The sequence below is a fragment of the Ramlibacter sp. genome, assembly GCF_035627355.1.
In the GTDB taxonomy this organism is placed as follows: Bacteria; Pseudomonadota; Gammaproteobacteria; order Burkholderiales; family Burkholderiaceae_C; genus Ramlibacter.
The window spans coordinates 35813-58536 of the sequence record NZ_DASPLW010000011.1 but is presented as its reverse complement, the minus strand read 5'-3'; the positions used below and the strand labels follow the sequence as shown (position 1 = coordinate 58536).

The 22724-nt window shown below is 68.0% G+C and carries 23 protein-coding genes; 9 read left to right on the top strand and 14 right to left on the bottom strand.

What is annotated here, in order from left to right; genetic code table 11:
• Positions 1 to 142: 142 nt before the first annotated feature.
• Both VEC03_RS04640 and VEC03_RS04635 read left to right on the top strand, forming a co-directional pair.
• A complete protein-coding gene (locus VEC03_RS04640) occupies positions 143 to 1138 on the top strand; it encodes a DUF932 domain-containing protein (protein ID WP_324913039.1) in 996 nt (331 codons plus the stop codon).
• Between the two features lie 22 nt (positions 1139 to 1160).
• Positions 1161 to 1532 carry a hypothetical protein gene (locus VEC03_RS04635; RefSeq protein WP_324913038.1) on the top strand — a complete coding sequence of 124 codons (372 nt, stop codon included), beginning with the start codon at positions 1161 to 1163 and terminating at the stop codon, positions 1530 to 1532.
• A gap of 372 nt (positions 1533 to 1904) precedes the next feature.
• On the opposite strand, the gene VEC03_RS04630 is transcribed toward VEC03_RS04635, so the two are convergent.
• Together VEC03_RS04630 and VEC03_RS04625 are read right to left on the bottom strand one after the other, a co-directional pair.
• Positions 1905 to 2504 (bottom strand): recombinase family protein, encoded by a 600-nt coding sequence (locus tag VEC03_RS04630; protein ID WP_324913037.1) that lies wholly within the window; start codon positions 2502 to 2504, stop codon positions 1905 to 1907.
• Positions 2505 to 2621: 117 nt separating this feature from the next.
• Positions 2622 to 3527 carry a hypothetical protein gene (locus tag VEC03_RS04625; protein WP_324913035.1) on the bottom strand — a complete coding sequence of 302 codons (906 nt, stop codon included), beginning with the start codon at positions 3525 to 3527 and terminating at the stop codon, positions 2622 to 2624.
• A 184-nt stretch (positions 3528 to 3711) separates the two neighbouring features.
• Between VEC03_RS04625 and VEC03_RS04620 the strand changes: the two genes are divergently transcribed.
• The 4 genes from VEC03_RS04620 to VEC03_RS04605 are packed head-to-tail and all read left to right on the top strand — an operon-like array spanning position 3712 to position 5722.
• A complete protein-coding gene (locus VEC03_RS04620) occupies positions 3712 to 4038 on the top strand; it encodes a metalloregulator ArsR/SmtB family transcription factor (protein ID WP_324913033.1) in 327 nt (108 codons plus the stop codon).
• Between the two features lie 11 nt (positions 4039 to 4049).
• A complete protein-coding gene (locus VEC03_RS04615) occupies positions 4050 to 4532 on the top strand; it encodes an ArsI/CadI family heavy metal resistance metalloenzyme (protein WP_324913032.1) in 483 nt (160 codons plus the stop codon).
• A 9-nt stretch (positions 4533 to 4541) separates the two neighbouring features.
• Positions 4542 to 5042, top strand: a complete 501-nt coding sequence (locus VEC03_RS04610) for an arsenate reductase ArsC (RefSeq protein ID WP_324913030.1) — start codon at positions 4542 to 4544, stop codon at positions 5040 to 5042.
• Positions 5042 to 5722: an aquaporin gene (locus VEC03_RS04605; RefSeq protein WP_324913029.1), complete on the top strand. Its 681-nt coding sequence runs from the start codon at positions 5042 to 5044 to the stop codon at positions 5720 to 5722. Before VEC03_RS04610 ends, VEC03_RS04605 begins: the two co-directional genes overlap by 1 nt.
• A 15-nt stretch (positions 5723 to 5737) precedes the next feature.
• On the opposite strand, the gene VEC03_RS04600 is transcribed toward VEC03_RS04605, so the two are convergent.
• From VEC03_RS04600 to VEC03_RS04560, 9 genes are all read right to left on the bottom strand, one after another.
• Positions 5738 to 6079, bottom strand: coding sequence for a copper-binding protein (locus VEC03_RS04600; protein WP_324913028.1), 342 nt, complete (start codon positions 6077 to 6079; stop codon positions 5738 to 5740).
• Positions 6080 to 6116: 37 nt separating this feature from the next.
• Positions 6117 to 6275 carry a hypothetical protein gene (locus VEC03_RS04595; RefSeq protein ID WP_324913026.1) on the bottom strand — a complete coding sequence of 53 codons (159 nt, stop codon included), beginning with the start codon at positions 6273 to 6275 and terminating at the stop codon, positions 6117 to 6119.
• 89 nt (positions 6276 to 6364) lie between these two features.
• Complete coding sequence (locus VEC03_RS04590; RefSeq protein WP_324913129.1) at positions 6365 to 9541, bottom strand: efflux RND transporter permease subunit; 3177 nt, start codon at positions 9539 to 9541, stop codon at positions 6365 to 6367.
• A complete protein-coding gene (locus VEC03_RS04585; protein ID WP_324913025.1) occupies positions 9538 to 11049 on the bottom strand; it encodes an efflux RND transporter periplasmic adaptor subunit in 1512 nt (503 codons plus the stop codon). Before VEC03_RS04585 ends, VEC03_RS04590 begins: the two co-directional genes overlap by 4 nt.
• A complete protein-coding gene (locus VEC03_RS04580; protein ID WP_324913023.1) occupies positions 11046 to 12278 on the bottom strand; it encodes a TolC family protein in 1233 nt (410 codons plus the stop codon). The genes VEC03_RS04585 and VEC03_RS04580 overlap by 4 nt, the downstream gene beginning before the upstream one ends.
• Before the next feature lie 74 nt (positions 12279 to 12352).
• A complete protein-coding gene (locus VEC03_RS04575; protein ID WP_324913022.1) occupies positions 12353 to 12745 on the bottom strand; it encodes a hypothetical protein in 393 nt (130 codons plus the stop codon).
• Between the two features lie 567 nt (positions 12746 to 13312).
• Positions 13313 to 14272 (bottom strand): CBASS cGAMP-activated phospholipase, encoded by a 960-nt coding sequence (locus VEC03_RS04570; protein ID WP_324913021.1) that lies wholly within the window; start codon positions 14270 to 14272, stop codon positions 13313 to 13315.
• Positions 14257 to 14718 carry a hypothetical protein gene (locus VEC03_RS04565; RefSeq protein ID WP_324913019.1) on the bottom strand — a complete coding sequence of 154 codons (462 nt, stop codon included), beginning with the start codon at positions 14716 to 14718 and terminating at the stop codon, positions 14257 to 14259. The genes VEC03_RS04570 and VEC03_RS04565 overlap by 16 nt, the downstream gene beginning before the upstream one ends.
• On the bottom strand, positions 14718 to 15959 hold the full coding sequence (locus VEC03_RS04560; RefSeq protein ID WP_324913018.1) for a nucleotidyltransferase: 1242 nt from the start codon (positions 15957 to 15959) through the stop codon (positions 14718 to 14720). The genes VEC03_RS04565 and VEC03_RS04560 overlap by 1 nt, the downstream gene beginning before the upstream one ends.
• Before the next feature lie 876 nt (positions 15960 to 16835).
• Between VEC03_RS04560 and VEC03_RS04555 the strand changes: the two genes are divergently transcribed.
• From VEC03_RS04555 to VEC03_RS04545, 3 genes are all read left to right on the top strand, one after another.
• Positions 16836 to 17774, top strand: coding sequence for a LysR family transcriptional regulator (locus VEC03_RS04555; protein ID WP_324913016.1), 939 nt, complete (start codon positions 16836 to 16838; stop codon positions 17772 to 17774).
• Positions 17775 to 17962: 188 nt separating this feature from the next.
• Positions 17963 to 18331 (top strand): hypothetical protein, encoded by a 369-nt coding sequence (locus VEC03_RS04550; protein ID WP_324913015.1) that lies wholly within the window; start codon positions 17963 to 17965, stop codon positions 18329 to 18331.
• A gap of 117 nt (positions 18332 to 18448) precedes the next feature.
• A complete protein-coding gene (locus VEC03_RS04545) occupies positions 18449 to 18853 on the top strand; it encodes a hypothetical protein (protein WP_324913013.1) in 405 nt (134 codons plus the stop codon).
• Positions 18854 to 18887: 34 nt separating this feature from the next.
• Here VEC03_RS04545 and phbB read toward each other — a convergent pair whose 3' ends face one another.
• The 3 genes from phbB to phaC form a co-directional block, all read right to left on the bottom strand.
• Positions 18888 to 19625, bottom strand: a complete 738-nt coding sequence (gene phbB / locus VEC03_RS04540; protein ID WP_324913011.1) for an acetoacetyl-CoA reductase — start codon at positions 19623 to 19625, stop codon at positions 18888 to 18890.
• A 68-nt stretch (positions 19626 to 19693) separates the two neighbouring features.
• Complete coding sequence (locus VEC03_RS04535; RefSeq protein ID WP_324913010.1) at positions 19694 to 20878, bottom strand: acetyl-CoA C-acetyltransferase; 1185 nt, start codon at positions 20876 to 20878, stop codon at positions 19694 to 19696.
• A 102-nt stretch (positions 20879 to 20980) separates the two neighbouring features.
• Positions 20981 to 22702, bottom strand: coding sequence for a class I poly(R)-hydroxyalkanoic acid synthase (phaC, locus tag VEC03_RS04530; RefSeq protein WP_324913008.1), 1722 nt, complete (start codon positions 22700 to 22702; stop codon positions 20981 to 20983).
• Positions 22703 to 22724 lie beyond the last annotated feature (22 nt).

Here is a 22724-nt window from a genome sequence, read left to right as displayed (position 1 = left end):
TGCAACTGGCTTGGAAACCCGATGCCCCCATGGTTGCCCTCGCCAAAGCCGTGTAGGCTGGCGGCGTGCCCGGCTGGGGCCTCGTGACGGGCTCGGCCGGCGGTCCACCCGACCGTCACTGGACGGGGCAAAGGAGGCAGCGATGGCGCACGAGCTCGACTTCTCGAATGGCCGCGCGAACATGGCCTATATCGGCAAGGCGCCTTGGCACACCTTGGGTTCTGAACTCCCGGCCGGCGCGGACCTTCTCACCTGGCGCAAGGCCGCCGGCCTGGAGTGGTCCGTCAAAGCGCAACCAGTGCTGTACCGGCCCCGCCGCGGCGCCGGCAACTTGCGGTTGGTGTCCGACCACAAGCTGCTCCTGCGCAGCGACACCCGCGCCCCGCTGTCCATCGTGTCGCGCCGGTACAAGGTGGTCCAGCCCGGCGAGGTCTTGGGCTTCTTCGAGGAGCTGGTGAAGGGCAACGGCTTCACCCTGGAGACGGCCGGCAGCCTGCGCGGCGGCAGGCGCATCTGGGCGCTGGCCAGGGTCGGCGAGGGCGCCAACGTCGTGGACGGCGACAAGGTGCGACCCTACCTGCTGCTGGCGACCAGCTACGACCGCTCGGTTGCAACCACGGCGCAGTTCACGGCCGTCCGCGTCGTCTGCAACAACACATTGACCGCGGCCGTCGGCGACCACGGCTCCAGCGGGCGCACCTACGAGCCGCGCGTGAGCATCCCGCACGCCAGCAAGTTCGACGCGCAGGCCGTGCGCGAGCAGTTGTCCATTGCCACCTCGTCCTGGGAGGAGTTCCTCATCAAAACGAGGCGGCTGGCCGCAGCCAAGATCGACGCCGACCGGCTGGATGCGTTCTTGCTGGAGCTGTACCGCGTGGACGGCGGCGACGCGCCGGCCATCGCGGTCGCCCGCAACACCAAGGCCTACCGGCGCATCACCGCGCTGTTCAACGGCCAGGCGATGGGCTCCGCCATGGCCGGCAAGACCCTCTGGGGCGCCGTCAACGCGGTCACGCAGTTCGTTGACTTCGAGCGCGGGTCCACCCGCGAGACCGGGCTGGATGCTGCTTGGTTCGGCGAAGGCGCCCTGCTCAAGGACCGTGCGTTTGCGATGGCGCAAGCGCTTTTGCCGGCGTAGGGTGTGCGCGCAGCACAGGCCGGTGCAAGAGGGGTTCCAAGTGCCGAAGCCAGCAAGCGGTCGGAAATCCACCTACCCGCAGTCGGACGAAGGCCTGCTGCTCGTGCCGGACCCCACCGCGCCGGACTACATCGGCACCTACAGCCCACGGCCGGATTATCTGGTGAAGCGGCCCGCGGCACCGCTGGGGCAGATCGTCGCGTCGTCCTTGTCATCAGGGTTGGCCGAAACCCTGGAAGAGGTGCACGCGCTTCTGGATACCTGGCTCGCATGCGCCGAGCAGGATCGGATGACCGGCGAGTGGCCCGAAAAACTGCGGCAGGGTCTGGTGCTGTTGCCCGGGGCCGCGACGCCGCAGGAGTTCGTCAAGATGCTGGAGCGAGCTGGAGTCTGACGCGCGGCGGCCGACTACACGACCGCGCCAGCACCCCACAAGCGCATTGAGGACGAGGTTGACGTGTAGAACTGCCCACCGCGCCTCGCGGCGCGTCACGCGCTTGTCACGACCCTGGCGTGACATCACCGTGACGGCCACTGCGACATCGCCGTCACGGCGCCGCAACAACACCAACTCGCGTGTCGCCCACCTGCCGCCCCTGCCAGGGGTCAGCGCAGGGGCCAGGCGAGCTATCGCGGGTGGAAGGCGTCGCTCATCTTGCGCTCCATCGTGCCGACGGCCCGGCGCAGCTGGGTACGCCGTCCCGGTCGTTTCGGCGCTTCGGGTGCCAACCCGGTCGCCCCCACGCGGCCGGCTCGCTCTTCCTCGTCAGGCACCTGTCGCCGTGCCATGCGCCGCTGTACCCCGGGTGCGCATGACGGTCTGCCTGCTGGTTCCGTACTCGCGCGCCACGGCCGCGACCGACTCGCCCCGGGCCAAGCGGGCCCGAACCTCATGCCGCTGCTTGTCCGTCAGCGCTGAGGGCCGCCCCAGCAACTTCCCTTCAGCCTTTGCCCTGGCGAGGCCTGCCTGCGTGCGCTCGATGAGCAGGTCCCGCTCGAACTCCGCCACCGCGGCGATCACGCCCATGGTCATCTTCCCGGCGGCGCTGGTCAGGTCGATGCCGCCGAGTGCCAGGCAGTGGACCCGCACGCCCAGGCCGGCGAGCGCCTCCACCGTGGCACGCACGTCCATGGCGTTCCGGCCCAGTCGGTCCAGCTTCGTGACGACCAGGACATCGCCTTCCTCCAGCTTGTCCACCAGCCGGTTGAAGCCGGGGCGCTCGCTGGTCGGCACCGACCCGGAGATGGTCTCGGCCACCACGCGCCGCGGGTCCACGGCGAAGCCGGCCTGGATGACCTCTTGCAGCTGGTTGTCGGTGGTCTGGTCGGAGGTGGAGACGCGGCAATAGGCGAAGGTGCGGGGCATGGTGTGACCTCTGTACGAAATGGCCGTCCAGATCCTGCGCCATGTCCAAAACAGGTTGGAGCTAGTTTTCGTACCTGTCGTACCAAGGTGTACGAAAGCGGACGCTTTCGTACACGGCTACAGCTTTTGGGACCAACGCCGCAGGAGCTCATCCCTGCATGGCAAACGGCCCTGTTCAATGGTTGCCATGAGGGCGGCTCGGGCGAGGTCAAAGGCCTTAGTGAATTGCTTGGTGTCCGGCATGTGGCCGGCGTGCGCGGCACCACCCCTCGCTTCATAGCAGGCCGCAATTTCCGTGAATGCTCGGTCGCGCGTGCTGCCGGGCGGGTGGAGAAGCGTGGCAAGCGCCCGGCATAACCTCTCCGTGATGCGCTGCTGCCCGGGGCGCAACAGCGACTCGATTGATGCCCACGCGATGACGATTCCAGCCCCTGGGTATGGCACTGCCACGGCGCGGTCAAAGGTCTGCAGCGCACGGTTAAAGATGGGGTCCTGCATCAGGGCCGCAGCCGCCCTGAGGTGCGATTGGATCCACTGGAGGTCGGACTGGGTAGCGCCGCGATGAGGTGTCGTTCGTACCAGCGGGGCTCCGAGTTCAACGGGGATGATGTTGGCGGACTCCGGCGCACTCTTGACCACGGAGAACGGTCGATCGGCGATGACAGGAACTTGCAGCGGCTGTCCCAAGCGCAAGCGCAGCAGCGCGACGACGAACCAAACGGTGTTCAACCGGTCGAAGCCAATCGCTTCGGCGTCCGCTGTGAGTTCAAGTTCGGTGAGCACGGTAAGCCCACCCTCTCCGAGCGCCACCCATGGGTTGGGGTGGGGCAGGCCCGGGCGGGGTGGAGGCGCGAACGCCATGAGGTAAGGCGCAATGACCCGGCAGAACGTGCTCCGCAGTCGCAAACCGGGCAGAAGGTCAAAGTGAGGACAGTGCAGTTCAAGGCCGCCTATGGCCCCGTAGAGGGTATCCGTGCCGATGTCGAACGCGTCCTTTCTCGGCGGCACGTAGGTGCCCTCCAAGGTAGCTCGAAGACGCTCCAGTGCACCGCCTGCGTCTTCCCCATCGTCTGTTCTCATGACCCCACCTCCACTCGGCAATGTACGTTCACCAGACGGGTACGAGGGGAGCGGGAATCGGTCGAGCTTGAAAACGGAAGTTTGTCGGCTGGAATATGCTCTCGATTGATTCGATTATGATGGAAATATGGAAGAGAATGAAGTCGTCCGTGCCCTCGCCGCACTCGCGCACCCAGCCCGACTGCAAGTGTTTCGCGCCCTTGTCGTGGTTGGCCCGCAGGGCCTGACGCCCGGCACCATGGCGGAGGCGCTGTCCCTTCCGGCGGCGACGTTGTCCTTCCACCTCAAGGAGCTGGTCCACGCCGGGTTGACCACCCAGGAGCGGGTCGGCCGAAACATCGTCTACCGCGCCGCTTACGACCAGATGAATGCCGTGCTCAGCTACCTGACGGCGCACTGCTGCCAGGGCGCTGAGTGTCTCGATCCCGCAGCCGCCGGCTGCACCACCTGCTGAGGGAAAAAGCCATGAAGCGATTCCATGTCCACGTCCACGTCGAGAACCTCGACAAGAACATCGCCTTCTACACCGCCATGTTTGGCCAGCAGCCGGCCCGCACCGAGGGCGACTACGCCAAGTGGATGCTGGCCGATCCGCCCGTCAACTTCGCCATCTCCACCCGGGGCAACGCTCCGGGCGTGGATCACCTCGGCATCCAAGTGGAGACGCCCGAGGAACTGGCCGCGATGAAGACTAATGCCGTCCAGGCCGACATGGCGCTGCTCGACGAAGGGCAGACCACCTGCTGCTACGCCAAGAGCGACAAGTACTGGATCACCGACCCGCAGGGCATCGCGTGGGAGCAGTTCCAGACCCTGGACTTGATCCCCGTGTTCAGCGAGACGCGCCCGGCACCAGATGCGGCGTGCTGCGCCACTGCACCGACGAGCGCGGCCGTGAAGTTCATGCCGAAGTCCGCGGTCAAGTCGGACGCCAAGGCTTGCTGCTGAGGGATGGTGATGGAGAGCGCTGCCCTGAACGTGCTGTTCCTCTGCACACACAACTCCGCCCGCAGCATCTTGGCCGAGGCCACGCTGAACCATATCGGGAAAGGCCGGTTCAGAGCGTATTCCGCAGGCAGCAACCCCCGCGACAACCAGCAGCCCAACCCGTTGGCACTCACAGTTTTGCAGGACGCTGGCTACGGCGTTGCGGGACTGAGGAGCAAGAGCTGGGACGAGTTCGCCGCAACCGATGCGCCAAAGATGGACCTCATCATCACCGTGTGCGACAACGCGGCCGGTGAGGTGTGCCCGGTCTGGCCAGGGCACCCAGCGACAGCGCACTGGGGCTACCCGGACCCGAGCGAGGCGCAGGGTCCCGAGGAGCAGCGAAAGGCGGCGTTCAAGGCAACCTTGCACGCGATTCGCAGCCGGCTGGAGATGCTGGTCAACCTGCCGGCCGAGCGCCTGGACAAGCTGCGCCTGCAGGCCACCGCCCGCGAGCTGTCCGGCAAGTGATGCCGGCACTCGCTATCCGTCGGCTGCTGGCGGAGTTCGTGGGCACCATGTTGCTGCTCACGGCTGTGATCGGGTCCGGCATCATGGCCGAGCGCTTGGCTGCCGGCAACGCTGCCGTGGCGTTGCTGGCGAACACGGTGGCGACGGTTTTCGCGCTGTTCGTGCTGATCGAAGTGTTCGGGCCGATTAGCGGCGCTCACTTCAATCCTGTGGTGACCGTCGTCTTCCGGCGCACTGCCGCGCTCAGCGGCGGCGACGTGCTGCTCTACATCGTCGCACAGCTCGCCGGCGCTGCTGCTGGCGCGATGCTGGCCAACTTGATGTTCGACCTACCGGCCGTCCAGTGGGCCGCGAAGGCTCGAGGCGGCCCGGGGCAATGGCTCGCCGAGGTAGTGGCGACCGCCGGCTTGGTGCTGGTGATCGCCCGCGCTGCTGCTGGCCGCGCGCCCGCACTCGTTGCGGCCTACATCGGCGCAGCCTACTGGTTCACCTCGTCCACGTCGTTCGCCAACCCGGCGGCGGCATTCGGGCGGATGTTCAGCGACAGTTTCGCGGGCATCGCGCCGGCCTCGATCACCGCCTTCATCGCGTCGCAGGTGGTCGGCGGCTTTGTCGGCCTGCTTCTTGGCCACTCGTTTGGCGGCGAATTTGGCGGCGTCAGCCGCGGCGCCGATCAGTAGTTTTGTCCCGCGCCGTTATCGCGTCGGATGCAGTTCCGTCACGGTCGCCTTGCCAGACACGATCTCGGCCTGGAACTTGACTTTCTGGCCCACTTTCAGGCCCTTGAGCATCGACTTGTCGGCGACATCGAAGCCCATCGTCATGGGCGGCATGCCCAGGTTGGCAATTTCCCCGTGCTTGAGCACGATCAGGCCGGTTTTGGCGTCCAGCTTCCTGATCTCCCCGTTGACCAAGGGCATCGCTGCTTTGGAGCCGGCGGATGCCGCGGGCTGCATTGGCATGGACATGCCCTGCGCGTAGGCGCCGGCAGTGGCGACCAGCAGCAACGCGGAGACCAGATGGATAAATTTCTTCATACATACTTTCGGGGGCATCGGAATTGAAGTGGCCTGACTAGCGCCCGCCCGGGCGGTTGTCGCCGTTCAGGTGCGACCCCGCTGTCGCTTGCATGTGTTCCATGCAGGCCGCCATCATGGTTCCCATGTCGGCGGAGGGTGTCTGCGAGCCACCCATCATCATGGGCATGTGGCCCATCATCATGCTGTGCTCCATCGTCGGGTGCTGCTGCGCGCAGGCCGCAAGGGCAAAGGCTGCACCTACAGCGAAAGCCGATCCCAGCAATCTATTCATACGAGCTCCTTTCAAGGGGTGGGGTGCGGGCTGGAAAAACCGGGCGATTGATTGGGTGTTGCCACCGTTCGTGGACGACGACGGTGCAGGAGATACCAGGCGGCCGGGATCACGAGCATGCTCAGCAGCGGCGCCGTGACCATGCCGCCGACCATCGGCGCCGCGATCCGGGTCATCACTTCCGAGCCGGTGCCGCCCCCCAGCAAAATGGGCAGCAGCCCGCCCATGACGACGGCCACCGTCATCGCCTTGGGTCGAACGCGCAGGACGGCACCTTCGCGGATGGCGTCCAGCAACGTGCTCTCGTTGTCGGGTTCGCCCTGGGCTAGGCGCCTGGCGTAGGCGTTGCGCAAGTACACCTGCATCACCACGCCGAACTCGGCGGCCACGCCGGCCAGGGCGATGAAGCCCACGGCGGTGGCCACCGAGATGCTGTGCCCGAGGGCCCACACCAGCCAGAAGCCGCCGATCAGGGCGAACGGCACTGCAGCCATCACCAGGGCGGCATCGCGGAACGAGCGGAACAGCAAGTACAGCAGCACGAAAATCACTGCCAGAGTCGCCGGCACGACGAGCTTTAGCCGCTGCGTGGCGCGCTCCAGATACTCGAACTGCCCGGACCAGGACACCGCATAGCCGGCCGGCAGCTTCACTTCGCGGTCGAGGGCGCCCTGCATGTCGTGCACGACCGAGCGCAGGTCGCGCCCGCGCACGTCCACGTACACCCATCCCGAGAGTCGGGCGTTCTCGCTGCGCAGCATGGGCGGCCCGTCCTGGATGGCCACTCGCGCCACGTCCTGCAGCTGCAGCTGCGCGCCCTTGTCCGTCACGAACGGCAGTTCGCGCAGGCGCTGCAGCGAATCACGGATTTCGCGCGGATAGCGCACGTTGATCGGATACCGCTCGCGTCCCTGGATCACCTCGCCGACGTTCTCGCCGCCGATAGCGGTGGACACGATGGCCTGTACGTCGGCTACCGACAGGCCGTATCGGGCGGCCGCCAGGCGGTCCACGTCCACGTCGATGTAGCGCCCGCCCGTGAGCCGTTCGGCCAAGGCCGACGAAACGCCGGGCACCTTCTTCACCGCGGCCTCGATCTGGCCGGTCAGGCGGTCGATGGTCGCCAGGTCGGCGCCCGCGACCTTGATGCCCACCGGGCTCTTGATGCCGGTTGCCAGCATGTCGATGCGGTTGCGGATGGGCGGCACCCACACGTTGGACAGGCCCGGCACCTTGACCACGCGGTCCAGTTCCTCGACCAGCTTGTCAGGCGTCATTCCAGGTCGCCACTGCGCGCGCGGCTTGAACTGGATGGTGGTCTCGAACATCTCCAGCGGCGCAGGGTCGGTGGCCGTGTCCGCCCGGCCGGCCTTGCCGAAGACGCGCTCGACCTCTGGCACCGTCTTGATGAGGCGGTCGGTCTGCTGCAGCAGTTCGGAGGCCTTGGACACCGACAAACCCGGCAGGGCCGAAGGCATGTACAGCAGGTCGCCTTCGTCCAGCGGCGGCAGGAACTCGCCCCCCAGCCGCAGCACCGGCACGACTGTCAGCGCAAACAACACGGCCGCCACAGTGAGCGTCGCCTTCGGCCAGCGCAACACGCTTTCCAGTGCCGGCCGGTACAAGCCGATCAACCACCTGTTCAACGGGTTTGCGGCCTCAGGGGGAATGCGCCCGCGCACCAAGTAGCCCATCAGGACAGGCACCAGCGTCACCGACAGGCCCGCGGCGGCGGCCATGGCATAGGTCTTGGTGAACGCCAGGGGCGAGAACAGCCGGCCTTCCTGCGCCTCCAGCGTGAACACCGGGATGAATGAGAGGGTGATAACCAGCAGTGAGAAGAACAACGCCGGCCCGACCTCGATGGCCGCAGCGGTGACCAGCTCCCACCGCTCGGGCAGGGTCGGGCCGCGGCCGTGCCGGTGCTCGAACGCTTCGAGATGCTTGTGCGCGTTCTCGATCAGGACGATGGAGGCGTCCACCATGGCGCCAAGGGCGATGGCGATCCCGCCGAGTGAGAGGATGTTTGCGCTGACGCCCTGCCAATGCATGACGATGAAGGCGGCCAGCACCCCGACCGGGAGGGTCACGACGGCCACGAACGCCGAGCGCAGGTGGAAAAGGAACGCCGCGCACACGAGCGCCACCACCGCGAACTCCTCCACCAGCTTCCAGCGCAGGTTGTCCACGGCGCGGTCGATCAGCAGCGAGCGGTCGTAGGTCGGGACCACCTGCACCCCCGGCGGAAGGCTGCCCTGCAGGGCGAACAGCTTCTCTTTGACCGCCTCGATGGTCGTGCGCGCGTTCTTGCCCGAGCGCATAACCACCACGCCTCCCGTCACCTCGCCCTGGCCATCCAGCTCGGCGATGCCGCGCCGCATTTCCGGGCCGACCTGCACGGTCGCCACGTCGCGCAGCAGCACCGGAGTGGAGCCCGACAGCTTGATCGGAATGGTTCGGAAGTCCTCCAGTGTCCTGAGGAATCCGCGCGAGCGCACCATGTACTCCGCCTCGGCCAGCTCCACCACCGAGCCGCCGGCAGCCTGGTTGGCCTGGCGCAGCGCGTCCATCACGCTCGCCTGGGTGATGCTCAGCGCCCGCATGCGGTCCGGGTCCAGCACGACCTGGTACTGGCGCACCATGCCGCCGATGCTCGCCACCTCGGCCACGTCGGGCACCGTCTTGAGCTCGAATTTCAGGAACCAGTCATTGAGCGCGCGCAACTGCGAGATGTCGTGCCGGCCGGTGCGGTCAACCAAGGCGTACTCGTAGACCCAGCCCACCCCGGTGGCGTCCGGTCCCAACGCGGCGGTTGCGCCTGGCGGCAGCCGGCCCTGCACCTGGTTCAAGGCTTCGACGACCCGCGAGCGGGCCCAGTACGGGTCCGTCTTGTCGTCGAAGAGCACGTACACGAACGAATCGCCAAAGAACGAGTAGCCGCGCACCGTCCTGGCCCCCGGCACGCTGAGCATCGTGGTCGTCAGCGGATAGGTGACCAGATCCTCCACCACTTGGGGCGCCTTGCCCGGGTAGGAAGTGCGCACGATGACCTGGGTGTCCGACAGGTCCGGCAGTGCATCCAGCGCCATGCCCTTGGCGGACCAGATCCCGCCCACCACCAGGAACGCGGTGGCCATCAGCACCAGAAAGCGGTTGCGAATCGACCAGCGGATGAGCGCTGCGATCACTTGCCTGCCCCTGACGGCTGGACGTTGACCAGCTCGTAGCCCATCGCGCCGCCCTGCTTGAACTCGAAGCGGACCATGTCGCCCGGCTTGACGGCGGAGAAGGCCTTGGGGTCGGGTTTGCCGAAACCCATCGTCATGGCGGGCCACCGCAGTTCCGGCACGGGTCCGTGCGAGATGGTGATGCCGTCGGGTTCCACGCTCTCGACCTTGCCCTCCGCCCGGTAGACGCCCTTGGCGGCTGGAGCGGGCGTGGCCGTGGATGGTGCAGAGGCCGCGGGCACGGCCGAACCGACGGCGGCCATGCCATCCAGCACGGAGCGCAGACGGGCCTCGGAATCCACCAGGAACTGCCCACTGGCGACGACCTCGTCGCCTTCGTTCAGCCCTCGCGCAATTTCCAGCTGGTCGCCGAGATCGACACCCAGCTTCACCTCGCGCGGCTGGAACGTGCCGTCCTGCTTGCGCACGATGGCGACGGCACGGGTGCCGGTGCGGATCACCGCTTCTGCGGGCACGACCAGCCGCTCGGTGGCCGGTGCTTCGACCCGGATGCGCAACAGCATTCCCGGCATCAGCTTGCCGCCCCGGTTGTCCACCTCGAAGCGAGCCTTGAGCGTGCGCGTGGTGGCGCTGACCTCCGGCAGGATTTCCTTGAGCTCGCCCGCGAACGCCTGGCCCGGGTCGGCCTGCAACGCGGCGCTCACCTTCTGGCCGCGCACGAGCCGAACGGCGTGGGTCTCCGGGATCTCGGCGACCGCCCAGACCTTGTCCAGGCCGGCGATGCGGAACAGGCTCATGCCGGGCGACACGGCCACCCCTTCACGCACGCCCAGTTCGGCGACGACCCCGCCGGCCGGCGCGGTAAGCGTGTAGCGGCCCGTGACGCTGCCGCCTGCCTCGGCCTGGCGAACAAGGTCCTGCGGGATCGACAAGGCGCGCGTGCGCTCCCGTGCCGCCAGCACCAGCTCCTGCGAGGCGCCCGCGCGCTGGAGCGCGACGAGCTCGTTGAGCGGCGCCAGCCAATCCGGGGCATAGAGGGTGGCCAGCACCTGGCCCTTCCGCACCCGCTCCATCGGCGCGCGGACCGCCAGGCGCTCGACGTAGCCGGCCACGCGCGTCTGCACCGCTACAGTGCGCCGCTCGTCGAACTGCACAGCCCCGACCGCGTCGAAGGCCGGCGCTATCTGCGCCTTCCTCACGGGGGCCGTGCGGATGCCCAGGTTCTGCTGCACGCCTGGGCTGACCGTTACGCCGCTCTCGTTGGCCTCGTCGGCGTAGACGGGAACCAGCTGCATGTCCATGAAGGGCGACTTGCCTGGCTTGTCGAACCGCGGGCCCGGGACCATGGGGTCGTGCCAGTACAGCACCTTGCGCTCGCCCGGCGGTGGGGATGTCGAACCGGCAGCCGCAGGTGCAGGTGACGCACTCATGCGCCCGGCGTAGAAGGCGCTGGCGGCAACCAGCGCGGCCACCACCACTGCGGCCGCGACCATTGCGCTTCGCTTCATTGCAAGTCCTCCTGCCGCACGGGCCGAAACGCCAGCTGGGCCTGCATGCGGGCGATGTCCCGCTGCATGCCAAGCAGCTTGCGGCGGGCCTCCAGTTCCGCATGCCGGGCCTCGAACACCATCCCCAGGCTGCCCTGGCCGGATCGGTAGCCGCCCACCGCGGCCGCGGTTCGCTGGACGGCCGGCGCGAGCACAGTGGCCTCGTAGCGCACAATCCGGTGGATATGGTGCTGCTGCTCGCTGGCTAGTTGCCGGTACTCCGCCTGTGCGGCGCGTGTCGCCTCAGCCAGCTCGGCCTCCGCCTTGTCGATCAACGCCAGCTTGGCCGCCGTGTCCCTGTCCTGCCGGGCCGCCGGTGCGACCGGCAGCGGGATGCTCACGCCCAAGGTCACCAGGTCGGAGAACCCGGTGCGCTGCCCGTAGGCCACTTGCCAGGTCCAGTTGGGATGGCGGTTCGAGGCCGCTACAGCTGCATCCTGGCGAGCCGCCTCCAGCTCGCGCTGCTTGGCGAGGACGACGGGATGGGCGTCGAGGAACGCCTGCTCAGGCGGCGCGGAAGGGACGTTCGGGGCGCTCAGGTCCTCGGTCGTGCGGCCAGTCCAGCGGGCCAGCACGATGCTCGACGACGCCAGCTGCTGGCGCAGGTCTGCCGTGTCATCCTCGGCCATGCCTTGCGACGACGAGAATGCCAGGACATCCGTGGCGCTGCCCGCGCTGGACGACAGCCTCGCTCGGGCGGTCTCCAGCGCTTCTCGGGCGTGGCGTTCGTTCAGCACGCCCAGCTTGACGGCCTCGGCCGCGTAATACACGTCGATGTACGCCAGCGCGGCCTGCAGCCTGGTATCTGCCGTGGCTGCGGCCACGCCAGCTGCCTCCCGCGCCACCAAGGCATTGGCTGCGCCACTGCGAAGCGACCGCTTCTGCGCCGACACCCACTCCTGGGACAGGGCGATGCGCTTCATCGTCATGTTCTCGCGGGTGGTGGTAAAGCGATCAGGCCCCGTCACCGGCCAGTTCTCCAGGCTGAGGCCCAGCACGGGATCGGGCAATTGCCCTACGGCCTGGGCCGCTTCACCCGCACTGACCACGCTGGCGCGGCCAGCGCGCGCAGCTTCGGAGCGTTGAACTGCGAGCTGGAGCGCCTCCGGCAGCGTGATGGGCGCCGCCGCGCAGGCCAGCGGGACCGAAATGGCAGCCAGGACGGCCGCGCGCGAAACGAACGAACACATGGGAGCTCCACGACGAACGAGAAAGGCTGGACGCAGGCAAGCCCGTCCAGCGCCGGTTCAATCGGTGAAGCGGGTCAAACCCGAAGGCGCAGGGTCGAGAGGAATAGCGGGTCCGGTGGTGGTCGCATCTGGCCGGTATCGGCATGCAGGCGCGACTCGTCCGGCGTGCCACCCACGAATTGCTGGACGACGAGCACCTGCACGATGGCCGGCAAGCTCAGGGTCGGCAGGTGGATGGGCTCGAACGACTGCGGCGCGTTCACGCAGTGCTGGTGGCACAGGACGGGTTGGCCCTCATCCACCTGCATGTCCATGCCTTCGCATGGCTCGCCGCCCGCCATCGGCATGGCATCCGCTTGGACCGGCTGAGGCGGACAGGCGTAGCTGGCCAGCGCCAGTTGCGAAAACAGCAGCGCCACCACCACGAAGACCGTGGTGGTGAGGCGACGGGCGCGCTGTCCAACCATGACCCGCAAAGTGTAGCCTGCAGCTGGAATACGAGCGGTGTAGGGGCTCGCCGAGAAGAGCGGGGCGAAGAAGGACCGCGCCCGACGCAGCCGCTGCCCGCATCGGCCGGCGAACTGCCCCGCCCGCCGCGGCCATTTGTTGGAGCACTCCGGCGCACTGCGAAGGCGAATCGAAGGCCGCGACGCCGCCGGCTGAGTGCTACGCGGGCAAGGCGGCCGGCCGGTGTCAGGTCAGCCTCGGCTGCGGCGGGACCAAGGTCGCCTGCAAGACCGCCGGTGGACCGATTTTCTTGTGGTGCGATTCGGAGTAGCGTGGAGGGGCGCGGAGTCCGGCGCGGGTCTCATAATCCCTCGGTTGCCGTTCGGCACGGCTCAGTCAGGGTGCTCCGTGTTGGTCGTATGGGCCGCGAGCCGCCGCCCTGCCCTATGGTGGGTCACGCTCGTCACGATGACGGCGTGACCGTAGCGTGACGCGAGCAAGTGCCCTACTAACCAGCGGGTCGCCCAGCGCGCAGCCGCCACGCGCACGGCGCGTTTGCGAGGCCTTCCACCCGGCGCGCCGCGGCATCACGGGCATGGCGTGAACGGCGCCTTGCTAGTGGACAGAAACATTTCGCCGATCCGGTTCCCGTGCTTGCGGGCCTCAGCTGCGCCCAGGCCAATCAAGTGCTTGATCTGCTCCGTTTCGTCCAAACCGAAGTAGCCCTTGGGGAAACCGCCGGTCATCCCTTCCATGAACCGCTGCGGCCCAGGCATGTTGCCCACGTCGCGCATCAACGCCAGCGCTGTACCCCGCGCCGCCGACGATTGCAGTGCTCCCAGCCGGTCGAGAACGGTCAAGGAATTGCTCCACGCGAGCAGGCCTTTGTCCGGTATCACCTGCGGCTCCTGCGGCGTCTCGATGCTCAACACCCTCAGCGTTTCCGGCGCCCAGTCCAGATAGCTCACCGCTTCGGCGACCGCGACGCCGACCGGGTTGTTCGCCCACAGCCCGCCATCAGCAAATGGGCCCCCGTTGGGCACAAGGTGCTGTGGAAGATAGGTGGGTGCAGCCGACGTGGCCATCGCCACGTCCACGGCATGCAGCCGGTGGTCGTGCCGGAACAGCGGGTGGTGGCGCGTCTTGAACAGGTACATCTCCGCGCGCGCGGGCTGGACGGCGGGGATGACTAGGCGCGTGGAGGCCCCGCCCAGCAGCCGCTCGCCCAGCCGCCGGGTGAGTGCCTCGCGCAGTGCGGTGGGGTCGTACTTGGTTCGCCGCAGGCGCGAGACAAAGCCGCACCACCCCGCCGTCGGCCGGTCCTTGGGGAAGATCGCGGGGCCGTCTTCGATGTAGAACTCGACCAGGTCAGACGCCTTCACCCCCGATGCCAAGGCGATGGCGATGATGCCGCCCGTGGAGGTCCCGGCGATCAGGTCGAAGCAGTCGGCGATGCGCCGGCCGCTCGCCTCCTCCAGGTGGGCCAGGTAGGCGGCGGTCGCCGCGCCCTTGATGCCGCCGCCGCCCAGGCTCAGGATGCGGCGCATGGCAACCCCGGCGGCGTCGTGATGCCGGCGTGGACACCGCCGCCCAACCACTCGTCGCTGAACAGCCAGTCCTCGAAGTAGGCCAGCCACTCGGCGGTCCAGGCGATCACCGTGTCGCCCAGCCTGCGCATCGGCGTCCACTCACCCGAATCGGGCCGCCACAGGCAAAGCCGGGTGGCCAAGCCCTTGCGACCATAGGTGTGCGGCAGCTCACGGCCACCCGCCAGCTGCGACAGGTCGGGCGACAGCACCAGCACTTCGGGCCAGGCCGGACCCCGCTCCAGCACCAGGCGGCAGCGGTACATCCGCCCGCCCGGCGGGCCCATCGAGAACTCATAGGTCAGCGCCGCTGTCGTCAGGCGGTGTTGCGGGTTCCCCAGCCCGAGCGCCTTGAGTTCAACCAGTCGCTGCGCCAGCGTCGGCGGACGCGCCCCCGGCGGCCGCATCAGGACTGGCTCCCGTGGAAGGTGTGCGAGCGGCTGGGCAGGACCAGCCCCTGCCCCGTCGGCACGGCCGCAGCCGCCCAGCTGGATGCCCTTCGAGCCTGCACCAACGCCATGGTCTCGGTGCGCAGATGGCGGGCCGCCTGCGCGCCGAACGCCGACTCCACGAGGACCAGTCGCTGGTCGCCGCCTTCGGCCCGTGCAGCACTGGACGCGAGCAGGAACAGGTCCTCGAAGAACTTGGCGAGCCACTGGCGGAAAGCGCTCTGGCGCTCGGGGGTGTTCATCCGGCTCGCAACGTTCTCGTTGTGGGTCGTCGGGTTGAGCAACACCCACTCTTCCTGCCCGTCCGGCAGCCATCGCCGCTGGAACGAACTGGCCATGGCCTTGACGATGTTCAGCATCAGGTCCAGCTCATCGCCGTGCTGCACGAGGGCGAGATTGCTGTACGCGGTGGCGATCAGGGTTGTGATGAAGATGCTGGTGGGCGCCAGCTCCGGGGCGTTGGCGAACAGCGTGTTGCGGTGAATTTTGGCCACCTGCACCAGCCGGCACAGGAACCTGGGAAACACCTCATCGGCCGCGGGCAGTGGGACCACATCGACGCCTTCGGCCGCCAGCGACTTGGCCACGATCACCCGCATGGCCAGGTTGGGGCGGATAGCCGCCGCCGTGTCGAACCACTTGCGGTAGCCCACCGGGTTGGAGGCACAGTAGCTGCGCAGTTCACGGTCGGGCACGACGCCGTGGTGCTCGCCCCAGCGCAGACCCGGGCACGGATCCTCGAAGAACGGCGTGATGTCCGCGTGCAGCTCGGCGGTGTACTCGATCTGGATGCAGCGCGTCTTGCGTCTCACCTTCAACCCGTGGCGGTCGCCGTGGCGCTTGAGCACGGTGAAGTGTGCTTGCAGCAGCCGCTCGGCGCCGCCGTCGCCGCTGTACTTGGCCCGGGCGCCAGCGCGCAGGTGGCTGATGCTGTCGATGTCGAAGCCATGCTTGCCTATGGGGCGCACGCTGGTGCCAAGCGCGCGCGAGCCCTGCGCGTGGATTTCGGTCACGTCGTCCCCCAACTCCGGCGACGCGGCGATGGCGTCGCTGGTGGCCTGGTAGGAGGATTCCAGGCGCTCCAGGTGTTTTGCCGTGAGCTCGTGCGAGCGCGCGACGGTGTCGAGCACGCCGTAGACGACGCGCTTGGTGGCCGGGTTGAGCGGACCGACAACCGGCCAGGAGAGGTCGTTATGCATGACGCTCTCCCTTCGCGCACGCGGCGCTGGTCGTGGTGGTGGAGGTGCCGCTGGGGGACAGCAGGCGGGATCGATGCGCAGCCATAGATTGCTTTCAGAAAAGCCGCGCGGGGGTGGGAATACCCGACTTGCTCAGCCGTAGGCTGGCGCCGATATACTCCGGCCCGCACGGAAAAGAACAACCCGGCTGCGCCTAGTCCGCCAAGATTGCGGCGCCGCCGGCTTCCAGTGCTTCGAGAACCCACCGCGTGAAGGCGCGGTGTGGTTTTTTTTTGGCCCTCTAGGCTCAGCAAGTCTACGTAGGACGCCACCTACTGCGCTATCGGACGGCAATGATGAGTGCGTCAAAAAGTAACGTCATCGTTACACGTTCATAGCCAAAAAGGATTAGACCGCAGCGGACGTAACGTTCGGTTGCAGTTGAGCTAGGCCGGCCGCCCTGCTCCATGGGTGCGGTATGGGTGACGGGCTGGCGCCAGCCAGCCATGTGCATCAGGCTGCCCGCGCACCCGCACCGGCGCGCGCCAGTTGGACGCCACTTACCATCGAACAGCTGGGGCGCGGGAGCCGGTCCGCGCGCAATTGCACACCTGCTGCACACGATGGCCCTGCAACCCGCATGGATGCTGGGGTCTCGCACCGATCCATCATCGGAGCGACGCACACCCGCCTCGCGTGGTCCAGGGAATTGGCAGCAAAGTTCATGGAAGGACCCATTGTCCCCGGTGAAGGCGGCGGCCCTGCCCATCGGCTGCGTTGACGCCAGCACGGCCTCGCGCAACACGGATGTCAGGCGCGTTTCGACTTCCGTCAAAGCGGTTCCACCCAGGCCTTTTCCGAATAATGGCTCGCCATAGGGACTTCCCGCGAGGGCGAATGGATCGGCTGCAATCGATGAGGGTGTTCCAGCAGGTGGTCGGGCTGGGCGGTTTCGCCGCCGCGGCCCGCAAGCTGGACCTGGCACCGGCGGTGGTCACCCGGCTCGTCAGTGACCTGGAGCAGCACCTGGGGGTCCGGCTGCTGCAGCGGACCTCGCGGCGCCTGGCGCTCACCGACGCCGGCGAGGAGTACCTGCAGCGCCTCAAGGCCATCCTGGGCGAGATCGACGAGGCGGAGTCGCTGGTACAGGTCCACACCAGCAGCATGAGCGGCACGGTGCGCGTGCTGGCGCCACCCGTGGCGGCCACCCACCTGCTGGGCCCCGCCGTGGCGCGCTTCCAGCTGATGCACCCGGCGGTGGCCGTGGACGTCCAGGTCGAGGATTCGCCCGATCCGGCCGTCGAGGACTACGACCTGGCAGTGCTCAGCGGCTCCGTGCACATCGATCCCGACGCGATCATCCGGCCCATCCTGCTGAGCCACGGCGTGCTCTGCGCCTCGCCCGACTACCTTCAGCGCCACGGCGAGCCGCGCGAGCCGGCCGACATGGCGGCGCACCGGTTCCTCCAGCTGCGGCTGCCCGGCCAGCGGCCCGGACCCTTGCGGCTGCTGGATTCGAGCGGGCAGCGCGCCGCCCAGGAGGTGGAGGTCACGCCGGTCCTGACGGCCAACCACACCGACACGCTGCTGGGCGCCACCCTGGAGGGCGCCGGCATCAGCAGCCAGCCCGACGACCTGCTGGCACCGCTGATCGCCTCCGGCCGACTGCAGGTCCTGCTGCAGCCCTGGATCACGGCACGGCTGGCGCTGGTCGCGGTCCTGCCGAGCCGCAAGTTCCTGCCCTCGCGCACGCGTGCCTTCCTCGATTTCCTCGTGGCGCACGCGCGCGACAGCATGCTGCACGGCGCGCAGCCCTTCGCCGGCGTGGCGCACTGAGGGGGCCGGCATCGTTGCGGATTCCGCAACGGGGGCATGCGGTGCGTAGCGTTCCACCCGCCGATGCGCACTCCTACAGTGGCGCGGCGCCGTCCGACAGGGTTGTCCGACAGGCGTCACTTTCCCCCTTGCCGAAAGGAAGCGCCATGCTGTACCGAAGATTGCTCCCGCTGCTTTCATGCGCCCTGATGGGTGCCACCACCGGCCTCGCGGCGTCGTCCGCCATGGCGGACGAGTTCTATGGCGGCGACCGGGCCCTGGCGTTCGAAGGCACGCGCACCCGCGCCGAAGTCGCACGCGAAGCCAACGGCATCCCGGCCAAGCGCAACCTCGAACCGGCCGGCTCGCGCGTGTATTCGCTGGGTACCTATGCGCCGGGACAGGCCCAGGCCCAGGCCAGCAGCGGCGGCTCGGCGGCGATGAGCCGCAGCGCCGTGCGTGACGATTACCTGCAGGACCGCATGAAGACCGCGGCGCTCTACGGCGAGGACAGCGGCTCCTTCGAGCTGGGCCGGCGCGGCTGGGGCAGCCTCGCGGTGCCGTCGCCGCGGCAGTGACACGTCCCAGCGGCACGGGGCGCGCGCTCCTACAGTGGCGGGCCCCGCATGCCGACACCGCGGCCGAGCCCTCCTTGGTGCAATGGTTCCGTTCGCCAGAAGCACACGGAGGCGCGGATGAAGTACCTTGAGCTCGGCCCGGATCTGTTGAACCTGCGGGGCCAGTTCTACCCGACCGGCCACATCGTGGCCATGTTTCCCGGCGAGGAGGCGGCACGCACCGCCGGGCAGGCATTGGTCGCCGGCGGGATCGACCCCGCCGAACTGAGCCTGATCACGCCCGAGAAGATGATGGGCGACGTGGCGCGCACGGTGGGTAGCGGCGACATGCCGCTGCCGTCGGCCGGGACCGAAGGCGACACGATCCGACGGTTCACCCACCTCGCCGCGCAGGGCCAGTGGGCGCTGTTGATCCATGCGCCCGACAACGAGGCGGCCGAACGCGTGATGAAGGCGCTGGAAAGGCACCGGCCCTCCCATGCGCAGCGCTACCGCCGGCTCGTGATCGAGGACCTGGCCTGAAGCGCCGGCGCCCGCGGGCGGACGCCAGCTCCGTTCACCCCATGTGCAGGCCGCCGTTGACCGAGAAGTCGGCGCCGGTCGAGTAGCCGCTTTCCTCCGAGGCCAGCCAGGCGATGATCGACGCGATCTCGCTGGGCTCGCCCAGGCGCTTGACCGGGATGGTGCCCACGATCTTGTCCAGCACGTCCTGCCGGATGGCCTTGACCATGTCGGTGCCGATGTAGCCGGGACTGACCGTGTTGACCGTCACGCCCTTGCTGGCCAGTTCCTGGGCCAGCGCCATGGTGAAGCCGTGCATGCCGGCCTTGGCGGCCGAGTAGTTGGTCTGCCCGGCCTGGCCCTTCTCGCCGTTGACCGACGAGATGTTGATGATGCGGCCCCAGCCCCGCTCGACCATGTCGCCCACCACCTGCTTGGTGACGTTGAACATGGAGTTGAGGTTGGTCTCGATCACCGCGTCCCAGTCCTCGCGCGTCATCTTCAGGAACATGCGGTCGCGCGTGATGCCGGCGTTGTTCACCAGCACGTCGATGGGACCGTGGTCCGCCTTGGCCTTGCTGAAGGCCTCCACGGTGGAGTTCCAGTCGCCGACATTGCCCACCGACGCGTAGAAGGTGAACCCCTTCGCCTTCTGCTCGTCCAGCCACTTGCCGTAGTCGCGCGTCGGCCCGCAGCCGGCGATCACCTTGAAGCCTTCCCTGTGCAGGCGCTGGCAGATGGCGGTGCCTATCCCGCCCATGCCGCCCGTGACGTACGCCACCTTCTGTGCCATTCGTTCTCTCCTTGGATGTGCGACAGCGCCGCCCCGGTGCGGGGCGGCTTGCGGACCACTCTATCGAATCAGGCGCGTTCGACGGCGAGGGAAACTCCCATGCCGCCGCCGATGCACAGCGCGGCCAGGCCCTTGTTCGCTTCGCGGCGACGCATCTCGTGCAGCAGGGTCACGAGCACGCGGCAGCCGGACGCGCCGATGGGATGGCCCAGCGCGATCGCGCCGCCGTTGACGTTGACCTTGGTCGGGTCCAGGCCGAGTTCCTTGTTGACCGCGCAAGCCTGGGCGGCGAACGCCTCGTTGAGCTCGAACAGGTTGACGTCCTGCACGTTCCAGCCGGCGCGCTGCAGCGCCTTGCGCGAAGCCGGCACCGGGCCCATGCCCATCGTGGCCGGATCCAGGCCGGCGGTGGCGAAGCCGGCAATGCGCGCCAGCGGCTGCAGCCCCAGCGCCGCGGCCTTCTGCGCCGACATCACCACGACCGCGGCGGCGCCGTCGTTGATGCCCGACGCGTTGCCGGCCGTCACGCTGCCGGCCTTGTCGAACGCCGGCCTCAACCCGGCCAGCGCGTCGGCGCTGGTCTTGCGATTGATGTACTCGTCGGCATCGAACAGCACGGGCTCGCCCTTCTTCTGGGGAATGGCGACCGGCACGATCTCGTCCTTGAACCGGCCGGCGTCCTGCGCCGCGGCAGCCTTCTTCTGGCTGGCCAGCGCCAGCTCATCCTGTGCGGCACGGGCGATGCCGTACTCGCGCGCCACGTTCTCGGCCGTCACGCCCATGTGGTACTGGTTGTAGACGTCCCACAGGCCGTCGACGATCATCGAATCGATCATCTTCCAGTCGCCCATGCGCTGGCCTTCGCGCGAGCCCAGCAGCACGTGCGGTGCGGCGCTCATGTTCTCCTGGCCGCCTGCCACGACGATCTCGCTGTCGCCCCAGGCGATGGCCTGCGCGGCCAGCATCACGGCCTTGAGCCCCGAGCCGCACACGGCGTTGATGGTCATGGCCGGCACTTCCTTGGGCAGGCCGGCCTTGAGCGAGGCCTGGCGCGCCGGGTTCTGCCCGGCGCCGGCGGCCAGCACCTGGCCCATGATCACCTCGCCGACCTGGGCCGGCTCCACGCGGGCGCGCGCCAGCGCCTCGCGGATCACGATGGAGCCGAGCTCCGTCGCGGGGGTCTTGGCGAGCGAGCCGCCGAACTTGCCGACCGCGGTGCGGACGGCCGAGACGATGACGATGTCGTGTTGCATGGGATCTCCTTGTTGCCGGGTCCACCGCCTTCGCATGGACGCCCTTGCTTTGCTGCCCCCTGGGATGGATTCCTGCCCGCGGGATGACGGCCTGCGCCGCGCTCAGGCCTTCTTCTTCACGTAGGACCCGGGCGCGGGTTCGATGGCCTTGTAGGTGTTGCCCTTGCCGTACCGCCTGGGCGCGGCAATCGGCTTGCCCGCGTGCGGCTTGAGCCAGGCCATCCAGTCGGGCCACCAGCTGCCCGGGTGCTCCTTGGCACCTTCGAGCCACGCGGCATGGCTCTTGGGCAGCTTGTCGTTGGTCCAGTACGAGCGCTTGTTCTTCGCCGGCGGATTGATCACGCCGGCGATGTGGCCGGAGGCGCCCATCACGAAGCGCTTCCTGCCCGGCAGTGCGTTGACGCTGCCGTAGGCGCCGTCGATGGGCACGATGTGGTCCTCGCGCGAGCCGTAGATGTAGACCGGGATGTCCACCTTCCGCAGGTCCAGCTTCTCGCCGCAGACGGTGACCTTGCCGGGCTTGACCAGGTTGTTCTCGTAGTAGGTGTTGCGCAGGTACCAGGCGTACATGGGGCCCGGCAGGTTGGTGGAATCACTGTTCCAGTACAGCAGGTCGAAGGGCGGCGGCGTCTCGCCCTTGAGGTAGTTGCCCACCACGTAATTCCACACCAGGTCGTTGGGCCGCAGGAAGCTGAAGGTGGACGCCAGTTCCTGGCCCTTGAGCAGGCCGCCCTGGCCCATCTGCGCTTCGCGCATCCGCACGAAGTTGTCGTCGATGAAGACGTCCAGGATGCCCGTGCTGCTGAAATCCAGCAGCGTGGTCAGCAGGGTGGCGCTGGCCACCGGCTTCTCGCCGCGCGCGGCCAGCACGCCCAGGGCCGTTCCCAGCAGCGTGCCGCCGACGCAGAAGCCCAGGGCGTTGATCGGCTTGCCGCCGCCGATCTCGCGCACCACGCGGATCGCCTCCAGCACGCCCTCGCCCACGTAGTCGTCCCAGGTCGTGTCGGCCATCGACTCGTCCGGGTTGCGCCAGCTCACCACGAAGGTGCGATGCCCCTGCTCGACCAGGTAGCGCACCATCGAGTTGTCGGGCTGCAGGTCGAGGATGTAGAACTTGTTGATGCAGGGCGGCACCACCAGGAAGGGCCGCTCGAAGACCTTGGCGGTGGTCGGCTTGTATTCGATCAGCTGGAACAGCTCGTTCTGGAACACGACGGCGCCTTCGGTGGTGGCGACGTTGCGGCCGACCTCGAACTGGCTCTCGTCGGTCATCGAGACGTGGCCCTGCTGGATGTCGTTCAGCAGGTTCTGCATGCCGCGCGCGATGCTTTCGCCGCGCGTCTCGATGGCCTTGCGCTGGGCCTCGGCGTTGAGCACCAGGAAGTTGCTGGGGGCCGAGGCGGCCATCCATTGCTCGACGGCGAAGCGCAGGCGGGCCTTGGTCTTGGGGTCGGTCTCCACGGCCTCCACCAGGCCCAGCAGGGTGCGGCCGTTCAGCAGGTAGGCGGCCGCGCTGAAGGCGGCGACCGGGTTGCTGCCCCAGGCTTCGGAACTGAATCGCTTGTCGCCGGCGGCAGCGCCCACCAGGCCGTGGTTCCAGAGTTCGGCGGCTTCCTTCAGGTAGGCCGCCTGCAGCGCGGCCAGCTTCTCGGGGTCGAAGCGGATCTGCGGCACCGGCTGGCCCTTGGCGAAACCCGGACCGAGGCCGGAGAACGCCTCCAGGCCCTTGCCGCCGCCGAAGGCCTCCATGGCCTTCTTCCAGCTCTCGCCCAGGCCCTGGTTGAAGCCTTGCGCGAGGGCCAGCCAGTCTGTCTGAGAATGCATGCCTGTCTCCTGTGTTCTTGTC